Genomic DNA, 22,940 nt, shown 5'->3' with positions numbered 1-22,940 from the left:
GATCCCGTTCATTTTTTATTCAGGAGCCACGCAATGAGGTCGTCAGCATGAAGGTATTGGTTACGGTCAAGCGCGTCGTCGATCACAACGTGAAGGTGCGCGTGAAAGCGGATCACAGCGGCGTCGAACTCGACAACGTGAAGATGTCGATCAACCCTTTCTGCGAAATCGCCGTCGAGGAAGCGGTGCGTCTGAAGGAAAAGGGCATCGCGACGGAAGTCGTCGCCGTGTCGATCGGACCCGCCGCCGCGCAGGAGCAATTGCGCACGGCGCTCGCGATCGGCGCGGACCGCGCGATTCTGGTCGAAACCCGGGAGACGCCGGGCGCGCTTGCCGTCGCGAAGCTGCTGAAGGCCGTCGTCGAACGCGAAGCGCCGCGGCTCGTGCTGCTCGGCAAACAGGCGATCGACAGCGACAACAACCAGACCGGTCAGATGCTCGCTGCGTTGCTGGACTGGCCGCAAGGCACGTTCGCCTCCGCCGTCGAGGTCGACGGGCAACGCATCGCGGTCACGCGCGAAGTCGATGGCGGGCTGCAAACCGTGTCGCTGCAACTGCCTGCCGTCATCACGACGGACTTGCGCCTCAACGAGCCGCGCTACGCAACGCTGCCGAACATCATGAAGGCGAAGAAGAAGCCGCTCGAAACGCTCGCGGCCAGCGCGCTCGGCGTGCCCGTCGGCACCACGCTGCGCACGCTGCGCGTCGAGCCGCCCGCGGACCGCAAGGGCGGCATCAAGGTGGAGTCCGTCACGCAACTCGTCGACAGGCTCAGGACGGAAGCAAAGGTGATCTGATGGCCATTCTCGCAATCGCTGAACATTCGAACGGCGCGCTGGGCGCGGCTACCCTGAACGCGGTCGCCGCCGCGCATGCGATCGGCGGCGACATCGCGCTGCTCGTCGCCGGTCACGACGTGCAGGACGTGGCGCGGCAGGCGGCGCGCATCGCGCATGTCAGGCAAGTGCTCGTCGCGGATCACAGCGCGCACGCGCACCGGTTGCCGGAGAACCTCGCGCCGCTGGTCGCATCGCTGGCGGCGGACTACAGCCACGTCCTCTGCGCGGCGACCTCGCACGGCAAGAACGTGCTGCCGCGCGTCGCCGCGCTGCTCGATGCGGACCCCGTCTCCGACATCATCGCGGTCCTTGCCGCCGATACGTTCAAGCGCCCGGTTCACGCGGGCAACGCGATCGCGACCGTGCAGTCGTGCGCGCCGGTGATCTGCGCGACCGTGCGCGCAAGCGCCTTCGCACCGGTGGACGCGAGCGGCGGCAACGCGGACATCGTGCCCGTCAATACCGTGGCGACGAGCAGTACAGCGGCTTTCGTCGATGAAAAAATCGCGCGCTCGGACCGCCCGGAGCTGGACGCGGCGGAGATCGTCGTGAGCGGCGGGCGCGGCATGCAGAGCGAAGAACGGTTCGCGTTGCTCTATCCGCTCGCCGACAAACTCGGCGCAGCCGTGGGCGCATCGCGCGCGGCCGTCGATGCCGGATTTGCCCCGAACGATCTGCAGGTCGGGCAGACGGGCAAGATCGTCGCGCCGCAACTGTATGTCGCCGTCGGCATCTCGGGGGCGATCCAGCATCTCGCCGGCATGAAGGATTCGAAGGTGATCGTCGCCATCAACAAGGACCCCGATGCGCCGATCTTCCAGGTCGCGGACTACGGCGTCGTCGGCGATCTGTTCGAGGCGCTGCCGCAACTTCAGGACGCGCTCTGAAGCGTGTTCGTTCAGGATGATTCGATATGACCTCGCTCACACAGACACTGGCCGATTTCACCGTACAGACGCGCTTTGACGACATTCCGGAAGCCGTCGTGCACGAAACAAAGCGCCTGTTGCTCGATACGATCGGCTGCGCGCTCGGCGCGGTCGATACGCCGAGCGGCAGGATCGCGCTCGAGTACGTGAACACGCTCGGCGGTGCGCCGCACGCGAGCGTCGTCGGCTCGCCACGGCGCAGCTCGGCGACGGCGGCCGCCTATGCCAACGCGCGCCTCGCCAACGTGCTCGACGCCGACGACACCTTCCCGACCTCGACGCACTTCGGCAACGCCACCGTGTTCTCGGCGCTGGCGCTGGCGGAGCTGGACCGGCGCAGCGGCCGCGATCTGCTTGGCGCGATTGCCGTTGGCTTCGATGTGGGTGCGCGCATCGGCAGCTGGATGGGTGCGCCCATGCAGATCGAGAACGGCAAGGTGATCGGCTGGAACGAGCTGGGCGGGCCTGCCGCGACGATCGCGTGGGCGGCCATCGGCGCGTCGGCGCACATCGCGCGGCTCGACACGAGACAGGCCAATCACGCGTTCGGCATCGGCGGCAGCAATTCGCCGCAGCCCACCTTGCGCAGGTGGGCGGAATCCGTCGAACAGCCGATGTACAAATATGCCGACGCCGGCTGGTGCGCGGAGATCGGGGTATCGTGCGCCCTGCTCGCGCGGCTCGGCAGTACGGGCTTCACGGACATACTCGACGGCGACAACGCGTTCTGGAAGTTCTACGGCTCGCCGGGTCACGACGATCACGCGCTGCTCGCCGGCCTCGGCGAAGACTGGCAGATTCTCAACACGACGTACAAGCCCTGGCCCTGCTGCCGCTGGATTCATCATCCGCTGAGCGCGTTCGCGCAGTTGCTCGACCGGCATGCGCTGCGCCCGGACGAGATCACGCGTGTCGTGGTGCGCGCCAATCCGTTCGCGCTCACGCCGATTTTCCGCGAACAGCAGCCGCGCGATCCGCTGAGCGCGGAGTTCAGTCATGCGCATGCGCTCGCCGCCCTTGCTTATGCGATTGCGCCGGGTCCGCGCTGGTATGAAGCCGCGACGATGAACGATGCGCGCATCGCGGCCTTCCGCGAGCGCGTGACCGTCACGGCGGAGCCTTCGTCATCGAACATCGCCGAATGGATGACGGGCGGTCAATGGCGCGGCGTGCCGGGCGGCGTCGACATCCATGCGCGCGGCGCGGTGTTCAGCGCCACGGCCGATCATGCGAGCGGCGATCCGTGGACATCGGCGACGCGTTTTTCCGATGCGCAGATCCGCAGCAAGTTCGGCGTGATGGTCGGTCTCGATGCGGCAGGCGATGGTCCGCAGGAGATTCGGCATGCGGCGCGTGAGCTGGCCGACATCGTGATGTCGCTCGATGCATTGCCCGTCGAACGGCTCACCGCGAGTCTCGATGCGTTGTCGCGTGCGATGCGTACGCAGTCTGAAAAACAGGAATCCTGATGTCAGTCACGCGCGGTCCACAAGACCGGAAACAGCGGATGATCCATCGGCGCGCCGTCGGCCAGCACGGAGGCGAGTCCGGGAAACTCGGGCGAAGTGCGCCACGGGCGCGGCGTGTGCCGGATGTCGTCGCCGATGAAGCGGATCGAGAAAGCGCGCCGCCGCGCCTTGCCTCCGACGCCGCCCGACGCATGCAGCGTGAGCATGTTGAAGCAGACCATGTCGCCCGGTTCGAGCGCCCAGCCGACGATCGGATGCGCGGCGCGATCGGCTTCGATGTCCGGCAGATCCGCGAGGCTGCCTTCCGGGAACCACTTCGCCTCGTTTTCCATGAACGTGCGCGGCATCAGCCAGGGCCCGCGATGCGAGCCCGCGACGAACTCGAGCGTCGACTCGCGCGCCACCGGATCGACGGGAATCCACATGCTCACGTTGTCCCCGCCGACGATGTTGTAGTACGGCTGATCCTGATGCCACGGCGTGCGCTGGCGCGTGTTCGGCTCCTTCACGAGCACGTGGTCGTGATACAGCCGCACGGTCTCGCAGCCCATCAGCGCGCCGGCCACCGCAGGCGCGGCGGACTTGGCGATGAAGCTCCGGTACGCATCGTTCGACTGCCAGTTGCAGAAGTCCTCGAAAAACCAGCCCGGATCGTCGGGCCGGCTCGCGACCTTGGCGCGTTCGCTCGGCGCGGCGAGATTGCGCTCGATGCCGTCGCGCAGCAAGGCGACTTCTTCTTCCGTGAAGATATTGCGCACGCACACCGCGCCATCGCGACGAAACGCTTCCGTCAGCGCCGGCGTCACGGCACGTGCAAGACGCTCCTTCAGGCTTTCGTGCATCGCTCGCTCCCTGTGAGTAGGTTGATTGCGTTCAATTGCCGTAGATGTCGAAGTTGAAGTACTTCGACGCCACGCGCTGATAGTTGCCGTTCTTGCGAATCGCGTCGATCGCCTGATTCAGGCGGTCTTCGAGCGCGGCGTCGCCTTTGCGCACGCCGATCGCGACATCGCCCGCCACGCGATTGTCGTTCACCGGCTCGCCGACCAGCGCGAAGCCCTTGCCGCGCGGCGTCTTCAGAAAGCCGTAGTCGGCCTGCACCGACGACTGGAACGCGGCGTCGAGCCGGCCCGTCACGAGGTCCTGATAAATCTGGTCCTGCGTCTGATAGGACACGAGCGTGACGCCCTTCGTCGCCCATTCGGTGCGCGCGAAGCTCTCCTGCGTCGAACCCTGCACGACGCCGACGCGCTGTCCCTGCAAGGCCTTCGCATCCGGCTGCAGCTTCGTGCCGGAACGCGCGATCAGCGCCGACGGGCCGTTGTAAAGGCGACGGGTGAAGTCGATCTGCTGACGGCGCGACGCGGTGGCCGACATCGCGGAGAGGATCGCGTCGAACTTGCGCGCCTTCAGCGCCGGGATCATGCCGTCGAAGCTCTGCTCCACCCAGACGCATTTCTGGTTCAGTTGCGCGCAGATCGCATTGCCGAGTTCGATATCGAAGCCGACGAGCGAGCCATCCGCCGCCTTCGACTCGAACGGCGGATAACTCGGATCGACGCCAAAGCGCAGCGTCTGGGGATCCTGCGCCTGCACCATCGCGGGCCAGCTCGCGGGCACCATCGCGAGCGCGAGCAACACGGGAAGCAATGCACGTTTCATAGCGATTTCCGAAGTGTGGGAATGGATAATCGGGCGCTGCGCGCGTCAGGCGAGGAAGGTTTCGACGAGCCGCACCCAGTAGCGCGCGCCCGTCATGAGGATGTCGTCATTGAAGTCGTAGCCGGGGTTGTGGACCATGCAACTGCCTTCGCCGTCGCCATTGCCGATGATCAGATAGCAGCCACGGCACTGGCGCAGGATCCACGCGAAGTCTTCGCTGCCGGTGAAAGGCTGGAGATCGGCGATCAGGCGATCGTCGCCGAGCCATTCGCGCGCCACGTCCTCCGCGAACGCGGTCATCTCCGCGTCGTTCACGAGCACCGGATAGCTTGCCTCGTAGTTCACTTCGGCGCGTGCGCCGTACACCGCCGCCTGGCGTTCGATCACCTGCGTGATGCGCCGCTCCAGCTCGTCGCGCACGGCGGGGCGCAAGGCCCGCACCGAGATGTTCATGCGCGCTTCGTCGGGAATCACGTTGGACGCCTCGCCCGCGTGGATCGCGCCCACGGTGATCACGGCCATGTCGAGCGGCGCGACGTTGCGCGACACCACGGTCTGCAGCGCGAGGACGATCGCCGAGCACACGACGACAGGATCCACCGTCATATGCGGCATCGCGCCGTGGCCGCCATGACCGATCACCCGCACGGTCACCTGATCGGCGGACGCCATGAACGGTCCTGCGCGAAAGCCGAGATGACCGGCGGGATAGCCCGGCATGTTGTGCATGGCGAACACGGCGTCGCACGGAAAGCGTTCCAGCAGTCCCTCTTCGAGCATGCGCCGCGCGCCGGCGAGCCCTTCTTCGGCGGGCTGGAAGATGAGGTGCAAAGTGCCGTCGAAGTCGCGGGTGCGGGCCAGCTCTTTAGCGGCTGCGAGCAGCATTGCCGTGTGGCCGTCGTGACCGCACGCGTGCATCTTGCCGGGCGTGAGGCTGGCGTAAGGCAAACCGGTGCGCTCATGCACCGGCAGCGCGTCCATGTCCGCGCGCAAGCCGATCCGGCGCGAACCGTCGCCGCATTTCAGCGTGCCGACCACGCCGGTGCCCGCAAGTCCGCGATGGACCTCGTAACCCCAGTCGAGCAGGCGTTGCGCGACGAGATCGCTCGTCATGAACTCCTCGTAGCCGAGTTCGGGATGGGCGTGAATCTGGCGCCGCAACGCGATCATTTCATCGCGGATCGCAAGGAAGTCGTCTGGAGCATTCATCGTTCGCGTCTCTCGTTATGTCTCGCTGTATCAGGGTTATCCGGCAGGCGAAGCTCTGGCGTGCCACTAAAGTAGCGCGACAGAATCGGGCGGGGGAGAGCTAGAATCGTGAACGTGACAACCAACGGCTAACACCCGGCGCCGCATGAAGCTCCAGCAACTTCGAACACTCGTGGCCGTCGCCGAGGCCGGTGGCATTCGCGGCGCGGCGCGCCTGCTCGACGCATCGCCCGCGGCGATCACCAAGAGCCTGCGCCAGCTCGAAGAAGACGTGCAGATGCCGCTCGTGAACCGAACGTCATCGGGAGTCATGCTGACGGAAGCGGGCCAGGCGCTGCTGGTCCATGCGCGGCTGATGGTGGGTCAGATGACGCGCGCTCACGAAGCGATGGGCGCGTTGCGCGGCGCGCCGCGAGGCAAGCTCACGGTCGCCGTGACGCCGTGGATCGCGATGACGTTCCTGCCGGAAACCATCACGCGGTTCTGCGAGAAGATGCCCGACGTGAGGCTCGAATTCTTCGAAGGCCTGTTGTCGATCGCCAATCCGCGACTGCGCGACGGCAGCCTCGACTTCTTCATCGGCCGGCCGGCGCCGGGCACGTCGGGTGTCGAATTCAACTATCGGCCGCTCTTCTCGTCGACCTGCGCGGTAGTGGGCCGCGAAGGCCATCCGCTGCTCGGCTGTCACTCGCTCGCGGACCTGCGCGAGCTCGACTGGGTTCTCACCTGGGACCCGGCCAATGACGGACCCAACGTCGATAACATGTTCTCGCGGCACGGCGTGCCGATGCCCCGCAAGATTCATCTGGCGCATTCGTTCTCGATCGCCATTTCGCTGCTGCGGCAGACCGACATGGTGAGCGTCTTTCCCTGGCCGCTCGTGGAACTGAGCGCGCCGCGCGAACGTCTATGCGCGTTTCCGCTGCGCGAACAACTCGAAGACGCGATGGTCGGCGTCATCTCGCGCAGCGGCCAGCCGCTCAGCGAAGCGTCCGAGTGCTTCATCGCGTGTCTGATCGGCACGATTCGCGACGGGCTGGAATCCTCCTCGCAGCAGACGCGCAATGTCCTGCGTTCCGTCGAATTGCTGATCTGACGATGCCGGGACGCGCTCAACCGCTCGATATGTCGAAGTCGAAGTAGCGCTGGCGAATCCTGAGGTACGTGCCGTCCTTTTTCATCGCCTCGATCGCGCCGTCGACCTTCTCGCGCAGCGCGGCGTCGTCCTTGCGAAAGCCGATGGCCGCGCCCTTGCCCAACGTCTTCGCGTCGGTCACGGGGTCGCCCAAGAATGCGTAGCCCGCGCCCTGCTGCGTCTTGAGAAAGCCCTCGCTGCCCGAAATCATGTCGGTCAGCGTGGCGTCGATGCGCCCCGAGCGCAAGTCCGTATAGACCTGTTCCTGATTGCCGTACGACACCACTTCGATGCCGGCCGGCGCCCAATAGGCCTTCGCGTAGGCCTCCTGCGTCGAACCCTGCGCGACGCCGATCCGCTTGCCTTTCAGCGCTTCGACGGCCGGCCGGATGTCGGCCCCCTGATGGCCGATCAGGCGGCTTGGCGTATTGAAGAGCGGCGTTGAGAAGGCAACCTGCGTCTCGCGCTTCGGCGTGATCGACATCGCCGACAGGATCGCCTCGAACTTGCGTCCCTGCAACGCGGGGATGATGCCGTCGAAGGCCGTTTCCACCCACACGCAGCGCACGCTCAGGCGACGGCAGATTTCGTTGCCGAGGTCGATCTCGAAGCCCACCAGTTGCCCCGAAGGCGACTTCGATTCGAACGGCGCGTAAGAGGGATCGACGCCGAAGCGCAGTTCCGCCGCATCCTTCGCGTGGGCGCACAGCGCGAGCATCGACAACGTCAGACAGGCAATCGCTTTTTTCATGGGGCTCTCCTCGTCTCATCGAACGAGGTCGAGCGTAAGAACCCAAAAACGGCGCGTACAGAGGCTTCGTGCTGCGGGATGGTTTAGTTTTTCTAAACCGGGCGCGAGAGAGCGAGTGCGATCGCTAAGGTTTGACGCGATCCACGGCGCGACTCACGCGTGCACGGCGCGAGCAAGGACCTCGCGCGCGGCCCGACCCAAAACTTCCTCGGACCATTGGTTGATGCTCTCGCCGGCTGCGGACGCAGCCACGCTGATCGCTGCATGAATATTCGGATCGATACGCAGCATCAGCTTTCCCGATGCGGGCTTGTCGGGCGCAACGCCGCGCTCCTTGCAGTCCGCGAGGTAATCGTCGACTGCATCAACGAATGCGGTTCGCAGCTCTGCAACGGACTCGCCGTGAAAACTGATGATCGAATTCACGCCGAGCACGCGCCCGACGAAGATCTCGTCGCGCTCGTCGAATTCGACGCGTGCGATGTATCCGCTGTAGTGCATGGTGTTCATGGGCTGACTCCCGCTCGTTCGAAAAACTCCCTGGCTTCTTCAACTTGATAGCGCTTCGCTTCCTTGCCTGGGTGCGGCCGGTGGCAGCGCCATTCATGGCCGTGTAGCGAAATCTTCACGCGCGAACCTTCGCGTTCGAAGACTTCGCCGCCGAGCGCCTTCACCAGCGCCTCGATGTCGGAGAACACGATTCCGCCCAAGGTGGGCGTGGTAAAGATCGCGGCAAGGACGCGGACGTGTTTGGCCTTCATGGATTTATGATAGCATAATCTGATATCAATACGATAGCAGATTATGCTATCAAGGTCTCGCGCCTTGGCGCTAAGGTTTGACGAACCTCAGCGTCATGCGATCCGATTCTCCGATCGCGGCATAGCGCGCCCGGTCGACGTCACCGCCCTCGTAGGTCGGCGGCAGCGACCACACGCCGTGCGGATAGTCCTTCGTATCTTTCGCGTTCGCGTTGATCTCGCTGCGCGCAACCAGCCTGAACCCGACCGCTTGCGCGTGCTCGATGACATACGCTTCCGTCACGTAGCCGGAATCGATCATCTGCTGCACCGACGTCCCCGGCCGCGCGCGATGCTCCTCGACGCCGAGTTCACCGCCATGCTTCAGCGCGCCATAGAACGCGCGCAGATTCGCATCGATTTGTCCGTCCTTGATCCAGTTATGGATGTTCCGAAACGTGAGCACGCGATCGAAACGTTCATGCGCGTCGAAGCCCATGAACTGGCCCGCGTGCAGCGTGCCGACGACGACGTTTCCATACATCGTCGGAGCGTTCGCGAGCTTGCGTCGGTAAGCGGCATCGGTCGCATTGTCCTCGGCGGCGAGATCGGCGGACGTGCTGACATACTGCGCTTCATAAAGCTGCCCGGCGTCATGCAGATACGGCGCAAGGATGTCCGTGTACCAGCCGCCTCCCGGGGCGATTTCCAGCACAGCCTGGGTCGAGCCGAGGTCGAAGAACTGCAGCGTTTCTTTCGGATGGCGATAGACGTCGCGGGCGCGCGCCTTGTCGCTGCGCTGCGATCCGCTGATCGCGGCATCGAGAGATTGCGAATCATGTGATGAATCGGGAGACGAGGACGCGCAACCTGTCAGCGCGAGCATGAGGAGGCTGAGGGCGATCGTGACTGTCCGCGCCCGGGCAATGCGAATAGAGTTGTTCATGAACCAGATGGAAGGTTTTGAAGGTAAGACACGATACGCGTTTCTTTCATGCTCTTCCAAAGCAACCGCGCAGGACAGGAAGTGTTCTGGTTTCGAATACTTCGGCAAGGCGACCCCAATGACGAATCATTCCGACAGCGATCCGCCATCCGATCCCGACGAGCTAAAAGGCCCGGGCGGCATGACATTGCGGCAGATACACGAACAGGTGCAGAGGTCCGTGCAGCGGGACCGCGAGGCGCAGGCTGCGCACAACGCGATCGCACCGAAAACCCGATGGCAGCGATGGGTGCGATACGTATGGGGCCGCAGCGGCCGTCGCTAGCCCTCATCGAACGGAAAACTGCGCGCGCGTTTCATTGACGCACGCTCTGGGCCAAAGCGCGCAGCAACCCGGCGCCGTCGCCGTTCCACGCGCTGCCATGCATGCAGGCCAGCGTCGTCGGCTCGAGTTGAGCGAGGCGCTCGAACATCGCGTCGGCGTTCCGGGTGTGCGAGAAGTAGTCCATGCTTCGCCTGAACGCTTCGCTCGGACCCAGGATATCGGACGTCGTGAGCGCGGGCAGCGTAGCGCCGCCTTGCGTGAAGAGGTCCCCGCACAGCAGGGTGCGCGTGCTTTCCTCCATCATGAAGCCGCATTCCCATGCGTGCGGAAGATGAGGCGTGTCGATCCATCGCACGCTGTGCCGTCCGAGCGAAACCGCCTGTCCGTCGGCGAGCGCGACGGGCGCGCGATCGGCGAGATCCGTGATGGACACCATTGCTGCTATGGTGCCGCACAGCGGCGCAGCATCGGGCGCCACCGCCAGCCACTCGTTGAGCGAACCGCATTCGTCTGCCTCGACGTGCGAGAACGCGATATGCCGCAGACGCGCCGGCTCGATGACACTCGCGAGCGCCTCTCGCACGAGCGGAAACATCCTGCGCGGGCCGGTATGAAAGAGCAACGGTTCGTCGTCGACGATCAAATACTGGTTGAAAGAGAAACCGCCTGCGTCGCCGGGCAGCACCACCGGCGTGTTGATGCGATACACCCCGGCGGCGATTTCCTCGACGTTCGTGGACGACTGCGAGTTCGTGATGACCATGCGTGCCTCCTGGTACGTGCGCTTTCATTCTTGTTGGTCTAAAGCTATACGGCAGGCATGCTGTAAGCAAGTCAGCGCGGGCTGCACTTACGCGGCAAGGCTGTCGAGAAACTGCCTGATGTTATCGAGCACGGCGTGCTGGTCTCCGGCGAAAGCCCAGTGATCGGCACCTTCGAGTTCGACGAAGCGCGCCTTCCCGATATGGCCGGCGAGATGCCGCCCGGCGCCCACGCGAACCGCGCGGTCGTCCCGACGGTGCAGCACCAGAGTCGGCACGGATACGCGGTCCAGAAGATGCCGCACATCCATATCGCGCAGGGTCTCGAGCACGCCCTTGATCGCGCCCGGGCTCGACGCGGCCCGCAGCATGCCAGCCCACCACGCTCGCGCCTGTGGATCGCCGGACAGGCTGGGCGCGAAGGTCTCGATGCCTGCCGGCCCGCCCCACCCTGCAATGAGCTGCCCGAGCCACGCGTCGTACTGACTTGCCTGCAGCGCGTGAGCATAGTCGTGCGTTGCGGTCCCCTTCGCCAGCGAGCCGAACAGAATCAGACCCGCGACACGCTCAGGGTGATCGACGGCGAACCTGATGCATGCCGGGCCGCCTTCCGACGCGCCGAACAGCACGACCCGACGGCTGCCGGCGGCGTCGAGCACAGTGCCGATGTCGCGCGCGGTCGCATCGACGCCGGGATTGAATCCGACCCGATCGGAAAGCCCGATGCCGCGACGATCGAGCAGGATGAGGCGGCCCATTCCGGCGAGCGCGGACAGGAACGCCCGGCAACGAGGTTCCTCCCAGACCCGCTCGACATGCGACACGAAACCGGGCAGCACGAGTACGTCGAAGCGTCCGGCGCCGCGGGTCTGGAACGCGAGATGGATGTCGTCACCGCTGGCGTAGCGCGTGGACGGCAGTTCCTCGCTCGGCGATATGGCGCTCGTGTCCAGTAGCGCGAGGGTCTCGCACTCGGGCGCCACGCCGAGTTCGTCGCGAAGGCGTCGCGTCAGGGCCTCGAGATGCCGCTGGGCCGTGGCCCGGTCTCCGGCGAGCAGAAGGTTGCGGATCAGGTGACGGCCATACACTTCGCTGAGCGGATCGAGCTCGACCAGACGGCTCGCGTGCGCGACCGCCGCCGCGTAGTCGCCGGCTGCATTTCTGTCGCGCACCACGCGCTCGAAGGCCTGGATCGCCCGGCCGCGGAGCGCTTCCCGGCGAAAGAACGCCCACTCGTCGAACGCGGGGCAGTCGCCGGGCGAAAAACCCTCGAGAAAGTCGCCGGAATACAGGCGGCAGGCCTGATCGAACTCGCCGCTGTCGCAGGCTTGCTCGAACAGCCGGGAATCCACCTCCAGGTCGATCGCCGGCGACCATCGAACGGTCGATCTGTCCGTGATCAGAACGTCGTCGCCGAGCGCGAGCGGGAGACGATGCAGCAGTCGGCGCAACCGCGCCCGCACGACCTCTTCGCGGTCTTCCGGCCACAACATCGTGGCGCAGGCGTCGCGCCCGACGGAGGCCTTCGCTTCGGCCAGAAAAACCAGCAGGGCCAGGCCCTTGCGCAGGGCCAATGGGCACGGCCGGCCGGCCCGACGAATCTCCGGAAATCCAAGCGTTCGGACACTGAACGAAGCCATGGCGAGGCGACCCTCGATGACGGCGTCCGGGGGACGCTCAGGGGACGACGCAATCCTAGCATTGCCTGCAGACGATGGCCGCAGGCTCATCGCGACAGACTGAACCGGAGGATTGCCATGAAGAACCTGGGCGAACATGCGATCGTGATCGGCGCCAGCATGGGTGGGCTGCTTGCCGCCCGCGTGCTGTCTGATTTCTATGCCAGCGTCACCGTGCTCGAACGCGACGAGTTTCCGTCAGCGGACACGCCGCGCAAGGGCGTGCCGCAGGGTCGCCATACCCACGGGCTCCTGGCACGCGGGAGCGCGATATTCGAGCAGCTCTTCCCGGGATATAACGACGAGGTCGTCGTGCAAAGCGGCGGTCTGATCGGCGATGTCGCCAACGACGTGATCTGGATCGGCCGCAACGTCAGACTGGCCAATGGCCCGAGCGACCTGATCGGACTGCTTGCGAGCCGTCCCGTACTCGAAGGCCATCTGCGCCGGCGGCTGCTGGCTTTGCCGAACGTGCGCGCCATCGGGACTTGCGCTGTATGGGGCCTTCTCACCGACCCCGCTCGCACGCGCGTGACGGGCGTGCGAGTGCGCGCCGACGGCAAGCCGGAAGAGACCATCGACGCGGACCTCGTCGTCGATGCGACCGGTCGTGGCTCATCCGGCGCCGCGTGGCTCGAGGAACTGGGCTACCCGTCTCCGCCCGATGAGAAAGTCGAAACCGGCATCGGCTACATGACCCGTACCTATCGGCGTCGGCCGGCCGATCTCGACGGCAAGCACGGTATCGTCATCGCCGGCAGTGCGCCGAACTGGCGCAACGGCGTCATGCTCGCGCAGGAAAACGAAAGCTGGATCGTCAGTACCGGCGGCTATCTCGGCGACGACGCACCGGACGACGACGAAGGCTTTCTCGCGTATCTGGCGACGCTGCCGACCATGGAGATTCATGACGTGGTCGCACGCGCGGAGCCGCTGAGCGATTACCGACGCTATCGCCACGTCGCAAGTCTGCGCCGGCGGTACGAACGGCTCGCACGTTTCCCCGAGGGTTATCTGGTTTTCGGAGACGCGATCTGCAGCTTCAACCCTGTTTATGGGCAGGGCATGACGGTCGCGGCAGAGGAAGCGCTGGCGCTGCATCAATGCTTGCGCGCAGGCTCGACCAATGTTGCGCGCCGCTTCTGTGGCGCGGTCGAAAGGATCGTCGATATTCCGTGGCACATCGCGGTTGGCAACGACCTTCGTCATCCACGAGTCAAAGGTGCGCGCCCGCCGATGCTGCGTTTCATCAACTGGTACCTCGGCAAGCTTCACCTCGCCGCGACACACGACAGCGCGCTGGCGACCGCCTTTCTGAAGGTTGTCAATCTGATGATGCCGCCTTCGTCTCTGCTCAGTCCTGCGATCGTCGGGCGCGTCTGGCAAGGCAACCGGCGGCCTGTACGGTTCATTGCCGCGTCGGCCGCCGGGGAAACGAGGCCGGACGGCGCGCCGTCATGACCGGTATGACGGCTTCGCGACACTCGGCGATTTTGGGGCCGTAGCCAAAGAGACCGCAAAAAGCCTATTGACCCGTTTTTTGAGAGTCGACCTGACGCTCCATCGGTGCGGGATAACGTGCGGACATCCGCGATGCATCGTCTCGGCTCATATCGCCCGGAACGCGATTCCAGGGGCTGGACACGGGTTCACTATGATAGGTCATGCCCGATGTGGCGGCGCCGTGAGACCCGCCGCCTCCACTGCCGCCATTGCCATTGCCTCCTGCCCATACAGCAGACGAAATGACGCAGCCCACCGCGGTGAGCGTAAGCGTGAGCGAAGCCTTGCGTAATGTAGTCATCGACGTTCTCCCTAAGCGCGTATGCGCGTAAATCCCCGTAAATCCGTATACGGCCGGGCACGAGGCGAGGATGCGCGAAGCGCACATCGTCAGGACCGCCAAAGTCGCTCGTTTGACGCTCCGGGAACATGTGAATAGACTTCGCGTTCGCGTATCGTCAAGCAAGTCCCATGACCATTCATCAGGAAACGCCCGCGTCCGACGGTTCAGCGCTGGATATTCCCGTGCCGCCACGCGATTTCGGCACGACGCGTCGCATGCTCATCGCGACATTGGTTGCTTCGATCGTCACGCCTTTGCTCTTTCTTGCGGCCTACGGCTATTTCGGCTACCAGACCCGCATCGCCGATTCGTCTGAAGGAATCGATCGTCTCGCGCGGATCGCCGAAGAACACGCGGTCAAAGCGCTGGATGTCATCCAGGAGGTGTCGCTGCGCGTATTGGCGATGGTTCACGATGACGGAGATGCGGCGATTCGCGCGCGCCAGAAATCGCTGCACGATTTTCTCGAAGACACCGTCCGGCGCTTGCCCTCGGTCGCTTCCATCGAGATATACGGACGCAACAGAAGTCTGCTCGTCAGCAGCAACACGTACCCCGTCGGACTTCAATCGATCGATGAGCATCTCCCGGGCGCGTCCGGAAAACCGGCGAGCGCGTCGGGGATAGTCATCTCGCAACCCGAACGCACCTCCGACCCCGCCATCGATGTTTTCAATCTGACCTTGCCTCGCTACGACGCAAACGGTCGTTTTCTCGGCGCGCTGGTCATTGCGCTTCGACGCGATTATTTTTCGGCGTTCTATGAGCGGCTGACCGTTCACGACCGGGCATTGACCGTCGGCCTGTTTCGAAGCGACGGCACCACCCTCGTTCGATTTCCCGCGCCGCAGGCACGGCGGCCGCCGACCAGCAACCAGCCTCTCTTCGAAGCGCTTCAAATCAACGCGCATAGTGGCCATCTGAAGATTTTCTCCACGCTGGACGGTGTCGAAAAGCTCCTGGTCTATCGACAGGTGGGCGGCTACCCGCTTTACGTGACGTGCGGCATTCCCGTTTCGATCGTGACGTCCAGATGGCTGGGACATGATGGCCTGATCGCTGTCGCGACGCTGCTCCCGTGCATCGGCATCTGGTTGCTGGTTGCATTCAGCCTGGGCCGCCTCAGGCGAGAACGGACGGCATGGGAAAGGTGGAACGCCGAATTCAGGATGCGTGTTTCCGCCGAGGAGACCACACGCCAGATGAAGCGGATGGGCGCGCTCGGCAATCTCGTGGCCAACGTCGCGCACGACTTCAACAACCTGCTGATGGTGGTGAAGGCCAACATGGAACTGGCGCGCCGCAAAGGCTTCAACGGGCTGGAGAAGGAAGTCATCGCGGTCGAACGCGCCTCCATCTCCGCCGAAGCGCTGGCGCGGCGTCTGCTCAGCGTCGCTCGCAAACAGCCGCTGCATCAGGACGTGGTCGACGTCAAAGTATGGCTGGAGCAGGACGCCTCACTGATCCGAATGTCGCTCGGCGAACGGGTCGGACTGCATATCGAGGCACCCGAAGCGATCTGGCCGATTTACGTGGATCCGACGGAGTTGCAGTCCGCGCTGATCAATCTCGCGGTCAACGCCAAGGATGCGATGCCGCACGGCGGCGCGTTCACGATCCGTTGCGAGAACATCGCCATCGGGACGGCACGAGGCAATCTCAAGTCGGGCGAGTACGTCGTGATCGCCTGCTCGGATACCGGCGTCGGCATGCCGCCCGCGGTCGTGCGACGCGCATTCGAGCCGCTCTACACGACCAAGGCCGCGAACGCAGGCACCGGGCTGGGTCTCGCGCAGGTCATCGCGATGTGCGAGCAGGCCGGCGGCACGGCCCGCATCGAGAGCGCGCCGGGAGAAGGCACCACGGTATCGCTCATCCTTCCCCGCTCGGCGAAGGAAGTCGAAGTTCGCCAGGTGAAAGCGCCTCCCGAGCCTGCCCGCACGAAAGAGCCGACCAAAGGCTCCATCCTGCTGGTCGAGGATAACGAAGAAGTCGCCGCCGGGCTGTCGGCCGTGCTTGAAGTTTTCGGCTGGCAATCGCGCCACGAACTGACGGGCGATGCCGCGCTCGTTCTGCTCGACGATGGCGCGCGGTTCGACCTCATCCTTTCCGATGTGCAGATGCCCGGCATGAATAACGGTATCGACGTAGCCGAGAAAGTGCGCCGGAAGTGGCCGAAGCAGGCCATCGCCTTGATGACCGGCTATGCCGACGAGCTCGAGCGGGCAAGACATGCCGGCGTGACTATTCTGTCGAAGCCGTTCAATATCGATGACTTGCAAGCGTTGTTGCAGAGCGTGAACTTGCCTGCGTCCCGCAATGTTTAGATGGTTCGAGATCCCTATTTCCCGCCGCTAACAAAACGCAACCCAAGCCGCGCCGCGATCGAGAGCATCGCGAGACTGATCGTCACGACGAGCATCGCGCGCTCGGTTCGCGATGCGCGATCAGTACGCTCGATCAGCAGTCCGGTTTCCGACGGGCGCATCTGCGCGATCAGCATCCGGATCCGGTTCATGCGCTCGAGGCCGACATCGCTCAGTATCATCGCGCGCGCCTGCGCCGTCCCTTGCTCCCTCACAACACTCAGCGTGCGTGCAAGTTCGGAAAGCTTGTCCGTCAAGGCGAGGTCGAGTGCATCGACGCGTGCAAGCTGCGCCGGACTGTCGCGAACGAGCGTCCTGAGCTTCGCTGGCTGTACTCGCACGTCGTCGATCGCCTGCAGGTAAGGCCTGAGATACGCTTCATTGACCGTGAGAATGTAGCCACGCTGGCCGGTTTCGGCATCGGTCATCAATTGCAGCGTGGTCTCCAGCGTCGACATCACCTGATACGTATGCTCGATCCAGTCGCGTTGCGCGAGCAGGATGCGGTGATAGCCGTAGGACGTCGCGGCGGCGACAATCACGAGCGCCGTGAGCGGCACGACACGCCAGTCGAATGACTCACGAATACGCCACCGCCCGCGCTCGCGTTTCATCGCCGTTCAGAAGCGCCGGACAGCGCAAGCGACGGATCATCGGCGGCATCGCGGCAATTGCCGCACGCTTTTCTGATCGACGCGCCGAAGCACAGCCAGAGCGCGAGCGAACCTGTCGACACCGCGCCCAGTGCGAGAAACGCGGCCACATAGCCGAAATGCTGTGCGATCGAGCCGCCCAGCGCGGGACTGAGCGCCGCACCGATGCCCTGCACCGTCATCACCACGCCCTGCCCGACATTGACGCGCCCGGTGCCCTGCAGCAAACGCACGACGAGCGCCGGAACCGCCACGCTCTGCAACCCCGCGCCGATGCCGTCGAGCGCCTGAACGGGCCACACGCCCCACGCGGTGATGAACATCGCCGCGACCAGACCGCGCAGCGGCAACGCCAGAAAGGTGATCAGAATCACGCCCCAGTATCCCGTGCGTTGAATCAGCCGGTTCGCGAAAAACGCCGCGACGACCATCACGAGTTGCGCGACCACGATCGTCTGGGCGGTGAAGGCGCTCGGCTCGCCCTGATGCGCGGCGACGACGGCGAGACCATAGAGCGGCAGCATCGCCGCATTGCCGAGGTGGAACATCGCGAGCGCGGCGGCAAGCAGCAGCAGCGGCCTGCACGTGAGCAACATCCGGAAGCCGCTCGCGTGCTCATGCTCCGAAGAAGACAACGACGATGGCGACGAGGCCGCGAGCCCGCGCGCACTGTCGTGATCGATCGCATCGCGGCGGATCAGCAGCGTCGAGAGCACGGTCATTGCGCCGAACACGCCCGCGAGCGCGAACACCGCGCCGAATCCGAAACGCCAGCCGAGCCATCCCGACAGCGCCGCGCCCACGACATTGCCCGCGTGATTCGCGACCTGATTGCGCGCGAACTGCCGGTCGAAACCGCGCTCGCGCACGATGCCGAGCGTTACGCCCGCGACCGCGGGACCGAGCGCCGCGCCAGTCACCGCCGTAAGAATCTGCGAGGCGGCGACCATCCAGAAACCATGCGACACCCACAGCGCGAGCGAAGCGAGCGTCGTCATGACGCCCGCCGCCACGATGAGGCCGCGCTTGTGATGCGTCGCGTCGACGAGCGCGCCCGCCGGCGAGGTCGCGAGCATGCCGGCGATGCCGCCGAGCGTCATTACGGTGCCGATCGACTCCGGATGCCAGCCCTGCGCCTGCAGAAAGACGCCGAGAAACGGGCCGATGCCCGCCTGCACATCGGCCATGAAGAAGCTCAGTCCTTCGAGCGCGTAGAGAGGATTCATGAGCCGCTCACCGTGGTGGTCTTCAGTCAGGCGGAGACCGGCGCGTCGATGAGTTCGGCGATCTCATCCACGTCGATCGTCCGCCCGTGCCGGTTCCGGATGCCGCGCCCCCACGCCTGCACGTGCGCGCCCGGCGCGAGATACGTCGACAGTTCGGCGGCGGCATGCGGCGGCATCCGCAGCGAGGTGCCGTCGTCGAGCAGCGCGCCGCGTAGCTCGCCCTTCGGCCCGAAGAGCGACAGCAGCACTTCGCCGCTCGCTTCCATCGGCTTGTGTTCGACGTGCGGCTTGGGATGCTTTTCGCCATCGTGATGCGGGCCTTCGTCGAGGATGACCTTGCCGGTCTTCGTCACCAGCGAGACCGCCGCGACCATGTCCGCGCCGCGCGGCTTCACGCCGCGCACACGGACCGCATCGCCCACGGCGACCTGCCGCGCGATCTGCCGCGACAGATGCGGCGGAAAGTGAACCTGCAGCGCTTGCCGCGCGCCGAGCACGATGCCATCGATTTCACCGTGCGGGTTCAGCAGAAAGCGCGTGACCGTGCCGCGCGTTTCGGGAAGGCTTTCAGGGTCGATCCAGTGCATTTCGTTGATCCTTGTTTGACGTTGATAAAAATATGCCGGACGTCGACGCGCTCATGGGCTCGGCGGCGCGCGGTCATAGAGCGAAGTCAGGTTGCCCGGCGCACCGAACGACGTCGCCTGGAGCGCGGTGCCGTATTGATTGCGCGTGCCGTAGCCTTGCGCCGATACCTGCGCGCCCGCCCGAACGAGCGACGGAAATTGCTGGGCCACGGCAGGCGTCAGTTTGATGACGGTGCCATCGGCGAGAATCACGCCGTCAGGCTCGCCGCGCGGAGCGGTGGTGATGTGCGCCACTTGCCCCTGCGCGCTCAGACGTGCCAGCCCCGCGCCGCGCAGTTCACGCGGCAAGCGCGGCGCGCCCGGCAGCGGCGGCTGGTCGATGAGTTGCTGCCCGCTTCTCGCGTCGGTGATGCGTTGCGCCTTGAGATTGCCGCCCGCATCGCGCCAGCCGTCGATCCGCACGCTGTCGCCCGGGCGTAGCGCCGAGGTGAGCTGCGTGCTCATGTGCGGCGGGAAGCGCACGAGCGCACCGTCGCTGGTCAGAAAGCCGTCGACATCGCCATCCGGGTTGATGAGAAAGCGCGATACGGTGGCTTGCGCGCTGACCGTCGCGCCGTCTTGCACGGGCGGCGGCGGTGGCGGTGGCGCGCCCACTGCCGCGACGGGCGGCGGCGGCGCAACGGGCGGTTGAGTCTGAGCAGCGCAACCCGCGCTCGTCGCGAACAGCACGACGAGATTGATCGCGCTCAGCACGCGGGCGGTCGTGCCGTGGACCGGGTTCGTCGATATCGATTGCATGATTCACTCCCTGACTTTGACGTGGAGTGATCTGCAAGGGCCATGCCATCGAATGAAAGCCCGGCCGCTCAATGGTTCGGCGTGAAGTAGCGCCATGCAGTGTCGGGAAACCGGACGCGTGCTGTCCGATATCCCGACACTCGCTCACGCATCGGACATCCCGAGGTTCGCGAGACGCGTATAGAGCGACTGACGGCTGATGCCGAGCCTGCGCGCCGCCTCGGCGCGATTGCCGTCGGTGAGTGCGAGCGCGCGTGCGATCAGCGCGCGTTCGAGTTGCGCGAGTGCGTCGTCGAGTGGAAGCGCGGCGAGGCCGGCGGGGATTGCGTCGGTGGCGTCGCTCGCGGCCGTGTCGAAGAGGAAGGCGAAGTCGTCGCGCGTGAGCAGCGCACCCGGCGCGAGCGCGCTCGCCCGCTCGATCGCGTTCGCCAGTTCACGCACGTTGCCGGGCCACGCGAAGGTGACGAGCATGCGCTGCGCGTCCGCGGAAAGACGCTTGCGCGATGCGCCAAACGCCGACAGGAAATGCTCCGCGAGCGGCAGGATATCGGCCACACGCTCGCGCAAGGGCGGCAAGTGCAGCGGGATCACGTCGAGCCGATACAACAGATCGCGCCGGAACGCGCCAGCCGCGACCATCGCCGGGAGATCGCGGTGCGTGGCGGCCACGACGCGCACATCGACGGCGACCGGCCGGTTCGTGCCGAGCGGCGTGACCTGCCGTTCCTGCAGCACGCGCAGCAGCTTGGCCTGCATCGCCAGCGGCATGTCGCCGATTTCGTCGAGAAAGAGCGTGCCGCCGTGCGCCTCCTCGAAGCGCCCGCGCCGCTCCGCATGCGCGCCGGTGAACGCGCCCTTGCCGTGACCGAAGAGTTCGCTTTCGAGCAGATCCTCAGGAATCGCCGCGCAATTCACGGCGACGAACGGTCCGCCCGAGCGCGCCGACGCCCGATGCAGCACGTGCGCCGCCACTTCCTTGCCGGTGCCGGTCTCGCCGGTGATGAGCACCGTCGAGTGGGTGCCCGCTGCGCGGCCCAGACGCTTTTGCACGTCGCGCATGGCTTCGCTCACGCCGAGCAGTTGCGGCTCGCGCGACGCCGTTTCGTCCGCGAAGGCCGTCGTCGCGGCATTGGGCGCATCGGGATGGGCTGCGAGCATGCGCTCGAGCAGCGCGGCGATCTCGTCGCGGCCGACGGGTTTGGTCAGATGTTCGAACGCGCCGAGCCGCATCGCGCCGATGGTGTTGTCGCTCGTCGCGTGCGCGGTGAGCATCACGACCGGCACGCGTTGCAGGCCGTCGGCGCCACGCAGCGATTCGAGCACGGCGAGACCATCCGTGCCCGGCAGCCGGAAGTCGAGGAAGATGCAGTCGGGCGCTTGCTGCTCGCGCAGGCATTCGAAGGCCGCTTCGCCCGAACCTGCCTCGAGCGGCGTGTGGCCGAGGTCCTGCACGGTTTCGGCGAGGCCTTCGCGAAAGGCGTCGTCGTCGTCGATGATCAGTATGGTCGCCATGGCAAGTCGATCACGAAGCAGGTCAGGTTCGAATCCTCCGCGAGATACGCGCGGCCGCCGTGCGCCGAAGCGATCTCCCGCACCACGGCCAGGCCCAGCCCGGACCCATCCGGGCGTCCCGTCACGAACGGCTCGAAAATGCGCTCGCGTTCGGCCGCGCTCACGCCGGGGCCATCGTCGGTCACTTCCAGCCTGAGCCGTTCGCCCTCCGCGCATTGTGCGCCCGTCGCGCGCACCGTCACGTGGCCTCCCGGCGGCGCATGGCGCAGCGCATTCACGATCAGGTTGTCGAGCGCACGCGCCAGTTGCGCGGGATCGAAGACGGGCTGCATCGCGCCGGCTTCGACGACCGCGCGCAGCGCTATCGCGCGGCTTTCGGCGCTCCCTTCATGCGTATGCACGATGTCGCCGAGCCACGCGGGCAAATCGACGGCGCGCGCGTTCACCGTCACCGGCTGCGTGAGCGCGAGCAGACTCGTCACCTGCGCCTCGATGCGCCCCACCTGCTCGATGATCGCCCTCAACGCGGCCTCGCGGCGCGCACCGTCGCCGGCGAGCGCGTTTTCCGCCTTCAGGCGCATCGCGCCCGCGGGGTTGCGGATCTCGTGCGCGATCTGCGCCGCCATCTTGCCCAGCGCGCCGAACCGTTCGGCCTGCGCCAGTTGCGTGCTCAGCGCATTCGCCTCGCGCCGCAGGCGCTCGGTGCGCTCGACATAGCGATTGAGCGCATCGACGATCTGGTCGAGATCCCGCTCGCCGAGCCGTTCGAGCCGCCTGCCCTGCTCGAATCCGCCAGCGGGCGCGAGCGCCTGTTCCAGCCGGGCGAGGTTGCGCCTCCAGCGTCTGAGCGCCAGGGCCAGAAACAACGCCAGCACGACGATGATCGCGAGCACGCCCGCCAGGATGGTCGCAGCGCGCTCGCCGTACGGACCGAGCGGCGGCCGCGCGCGCGTGAGCATCCACGCCTGCAGCCCCGTGTGGCGCGGCACGGGACAGGCGACGGCGATCACGGCGTCCGCCCCGCTCGATACGACATCGACCTGCATCTGGCCCGCGCTCGCAGCGTTCTTCAGCGTGCGCAGAATGAGCGGCGTCTCGGCCTCGGGGATATCGCGCTTGACGCCGCTGCCTTCGTAGGTGGGAAACGCGTAGGCGAGAAAGCCGTTGGGCGCGCCGGCCGCTGCGTCGTTCCAGAAACCGCCTTCGATGCCGTCGGTGCGGATCAGCACGAGATCGAGCACCGCGTGCATGAGATCGACATTGGTTTCGCCTGGGCGCTGCATCGACAGATCGTAGCGCGATGCGATCGCCGTGCACGCCGCCGCCGCCTGATGCTTCGCCGCCGTGACACGCTCGCCGAGCGCGGACGAAAGCATCAGCCACACGGCGGCCGTCAGCAGGCCGTACAAGACGGCGACGAGCACCCAGAGCGCGAAGAGCTGAGTGGAAAACGACGGTCGGGGCATGAAGAGCCTGATCGCGGATGGAGGTGGAGCCTGTACGAGCA

General features: G+C 65.5%; 22 protein-coding genes. 7 read left to right on the top strand and 15 right to left on the bottom strand.

Annotation, left to right across the window (positions count from 1 at the left end; translation table 11 throughout):
- Window positions 1-47: 47 nt before the first annotated feature.
- The 3 genes from NK8_RS22080 to NK8_RS22070 are packed head-to-tail and all read left to right on the top strand — an operon-like array spanning window position 48 to window position 3,237.
- Window positions 48-797, top strand: coding sequence for an electron transfer flavoprotein subunit beta/FixA family protein (locus tag NK8_RS22080; protein WP_213231118.1), 750 nt, complete (start codon window positions 48-50; stop codon window positions 795-797).
- Window positions 797-1,726 carry an electron transfer flavoprotein subunit alpha/FixB family protein gene (locus tag NK8_RS22075; RefSeq protein WP_213231117.1) on the top strand — a complete coding sequence of 310 codons (930 nt, stop codon included), beginning with the start codon at window positions 797-799 and terminating at the stop codon, window positions 1,724-1,726. The genes NK8_RS22080 and NK8_RS22075 overlap by 1 nt, the downstream gene beginning before the upstream one ends.
- Before the next feature lie 26 nt (window positions 1,727-1,752).
- Complete coding sequence (locus NK8_RS22070) at window positions 1,753-3,237, top strand: MmgE/PrpD family protein (protein WP_213231115.1); 1,485 nt, start codon at window positions 1,753-1,755, stop codon at window positions 3,235-3,237.
- A gap of 2 nt (window positions 3,238-3,239) precedes the next feature.
- Here NK8_RS22070 and NK8_RS22065 read toward each other — a convergent pair whose 3' ends face one another.
- From NK8_RS22065 to NK8_RS22055, 3 genes are read right to left on the bottom strand one after another with little or no spacing between them, the layout of a single operon-like run.
- Window positions 3,240-4,079 carry a phytanoyl-CoA dioxygenase family protein gene (locus NK8_RS22065; protein ID WP_213231113.1) on the bottom strand — a complete coding sequence of 280 codons (840 nt, stop codon included), beginning with the start codon at window positions 4,077-4,079 and terminating at the stop codon, window positions 3,240-3,242.
- A 31-nt stretch (window positions 4,080-4,110) separates the two neighbouring features.
- The gene (locus NK8_RS22060) at window positions 4,111-4,899 is read right to left on the bottom strand and encodes an ABC transporter substrate-binding protein (protein WP_213231111.1); all 789 of its coding nucleotides are present in this window, start codon (window positions 4,897-4,899) and stop codon (window positions 4,111-4,113) included.
- Window positions 4,900-4,944: 45 nt separating this feature from the next.
- Entirely contained in the window at window positions 4,945-6,108 is a 1,164-nt protein-coding gene (locus tag NK8_RS22055; RefSeq protein ID WP_213231110.1) for a M20 aminoacylase family protein, read from the bottom strand.
- A 145-nt stretch (window positions 6,109-6,253) separates the two neighbouring features.
- Between NK8_RS22055 and NK8_RS22050 the strand changes: the two genes are divergently transcribed.
- On the top strand, window positions 6,254-7,204 hold the full coding sequence (locus NK8_RS22050) for a LysR family transcriptional regulator (protein WP_213231109.1): 951 nt from the start codon (window positions 6,254-6,256) through the stop codon (window positions 7,202-7,204).
- Between the two features lie 16 nt (window positions 7,205-7,220).
- Here the strand turns inward: NK8_RS22050 and NK8_RS22045 are convergent, their stop codons facing one another.
- The 4 genes from NK8_RS22045 to NK8_RS22030 all read right to left on the bottom strand — a co-directional run bounded on the left by NK8_RS22045 (window position 7,221) and on the right by NK8_RS22030 (window position 9,620).
- Window positions 7,221-7,994 (bottom strand): ABC transporter substrate-binding protein, encoded by a 774-nt coding sequence (locus NK8_RS22045; protein WP_213231108.1) that lies wholly within the window; start codon window positions 7,992-7,994, stop codon window positions 7,221-7,223.
- A gap of 153 nt (window positions 7,995-8,147) precedes the next feature.
- A complete protein-coding gene (locus NK8_RS22040; RefSeq protein WP_213231107.1) occupies window positions 8,148-8,504 on the bottom strand; it encodes a type II toxin-antitoxin system HicB family antitoxin in 357 nt (118 codons plus the stop codon).
- Complete coding sequence (locus NK8_RS22035; protein ID WP_213231106.1) at window positions 8,501-8,755, bottom strand: type II toxin-antitoxin system HicA family toxin; 255 nt, start codon at window positions 8,753-8,755, stop codon at window positions 8,501-8,503. Before NK8_RS22035 ends, NK8_RS22040 begins: the two co-directional genes overlap by 4 nt.
- Window positions 8,756-8,825: 70 nt before the next feature.
- Window positions 8,826-9,620: a class I SAM-dependent methyltransferase gene (locus NK8_RS22030; RefSeq protein ID WP_367657794.1), complete on the bottom strand. Its 795-nt coding sequence runs from the start codon at window positions 9,618-9,620 to the stop codon at window positions 8,826-8,828.
- A gap of 58 nt (window positions 9,621-9,678) precedes the next feature.
- Here NK8_RS22030 and NK8_RS42855 point away from each other — a divergent pair, with 58 nt between their 5' ends.
- A complete protein-coding gene (locus tag NK8_RS42855; protein ID WP_225936378.1) occupies window positions 9,679-10,005 on the top strand; it encodes a hypothetical protein in 327 nt (108 codons plus the stop codon).
- A gap of 31 nt (window positions 10,006-10,036) precedes the next feature.
- Here NK8_RS42855 and NK8_RS22020 read toward each other — a convergent pair whose 3' ends face one another.
- On the bottom strand, window positions 10,037-10,768 hold the full coding sequence (locus NK8_RS22020) for an MBL fold metallo-hydrolase (RefSeq protein WP_213231103.1): 732 nt from the start codon (window positions 10,766-10,768) through the stop codon (window positions 10,037-10,039).
- A gap of 87 nt (window positions 10,769-10,855) precedes the next feature.
- A complete protein-coding gene (locus tag NK8_RS22015; protein ID WP_213231101.1) occupies window positions 10,856-12,406 on the bottom strand; it encodes an alpha/beta hydrolase in 1,551 nt (516 codons plus the stop codon).
- A gap of 117 nt (window positions 12,407-12,523) precedes the next feature.
- On the opposite strand from NK8_RS22015, the gene NK8_RS22010 reads away from it, so the two are divergent.
- Both NK8_RS22010 and NK8_RS22005 read left to right on the top strand, forming a co-directional pair.
- On the top strand, window positions 12,524-13,906 hold the full coding sequence (locus tag NK8_RS22010) for an NAD(P)/FAD-dependent oxidoreductase (protein WP_213231099.1): 1,383 nt from the start codon (window positions 12,524-12,526) through the stop codon (window positions 13,904-13,906).
- 513 nt (window positions 13,907-14,419) lie between these two features.
- Window positions 14,420-16,618, top strand: coding sequence for a hybrid sensor histidine kinase/response regulator (locus NK8_RS22005; RefSeq protein WP_213231097.1), 2,199 nt, complete (start codon window positions 14,420-14,422; stop codon window positions 16,616-16,618).
- A gap of 14 nt (window positions 16,619-16,632) precedes the next feature.
- Here NK8_RS22005 and NK8_RS22000 read toward each other — a convergent pair whose 3' ends face one another.
- From NK8_RS22000 to NK8_RS21975, 6 genes are all read right to left on the bottom strand, one after another.
- The gene (locus NK8_RS22000) at window positions 16,633-17,271 is read right to left on the bottom strand and encodes a CHASE3 domain-containing protein (RefSeq protein WP_225936377.1); all 639 of its coding nucleotides are present in this window, start codon (window positions 17,269-17,271) and stop codon (window positions 16,633-16,635) included.
- Window positions 17,268-18,536, bottom strand: a complete 1,269-nt coding sequence (locus NK8_RS21995; protein WP_213231095.1) for an MFS transporter — start codon at window positions 18,534-18,536, stop codon at window positions 17,268-17,270. The genes NK8_RS22000 and NK8_RS21995 overlap by 4 nt, the downstream gene beginning before the upstream one ends.
- A 26-nt stretch (window positions 18,537-18,562) precedes the next feature.
- Entirely contained in the window at window positions 18,563-19,123 is a 561-nt protein-coding gene (locus NK8_RS21990) for a hypothetical protein (protein WP_213231094.1), read from the bottom strand.
- Between the two features lie 51 nt (window positions 19,124-19,174).
- Entirely contained in the window at window positions 19,175-19,921 is a 747-nt protein-coding gene (locus NK8_RS21985) for a hypothetical protein (protein WP_213231093.1), read from the bottom strand.
- 144 nt (window positions 19,922-20,065) lie between these two features.
- Complete coding sequence (locus tag NK8_RS21980; protein ID WP_213231092.1) at window positions 20,066-21,433, bottom strand: sigma-54 dependent transcriptional regulator; 1,368 nt, start codon at window positions 21,431-21,433, stop codon at window positions 20,066-20,068.
- Complete coding sequence (locus tag NK8_RS21975; protein ID WP_213231091.1) at window positions 21,418-22,899, bottom strand: HAMP domain-containing sensor histidine kinase; 1,482 nt, start codon at window positions 22,897-22,899, stop codon at window positions 21,418-21,420. The genes NK8_RS21980 and NK8_RS21975 overlap by 16 nt, the downstream gene beginning before the upstream one ends.
- Window positions 22,900-22,940: the final 41 nt, after the last annotated feature.

The sequence above is a fragment of the Caballeronia sp. NK8 genome (assembly GCF_018408855.1).
In the GTDB taxonomy this organism is placed as follows: Bacteria; Pseudomonadota; Gammaproteobacteria; order Burkholderiales; family Burkholderiaceae; genus Caballeronia.
Note: the sequence above shows the minus strand (reverse complement) of the source record. Positions and strands in the feature narration are given on the sequence as shown.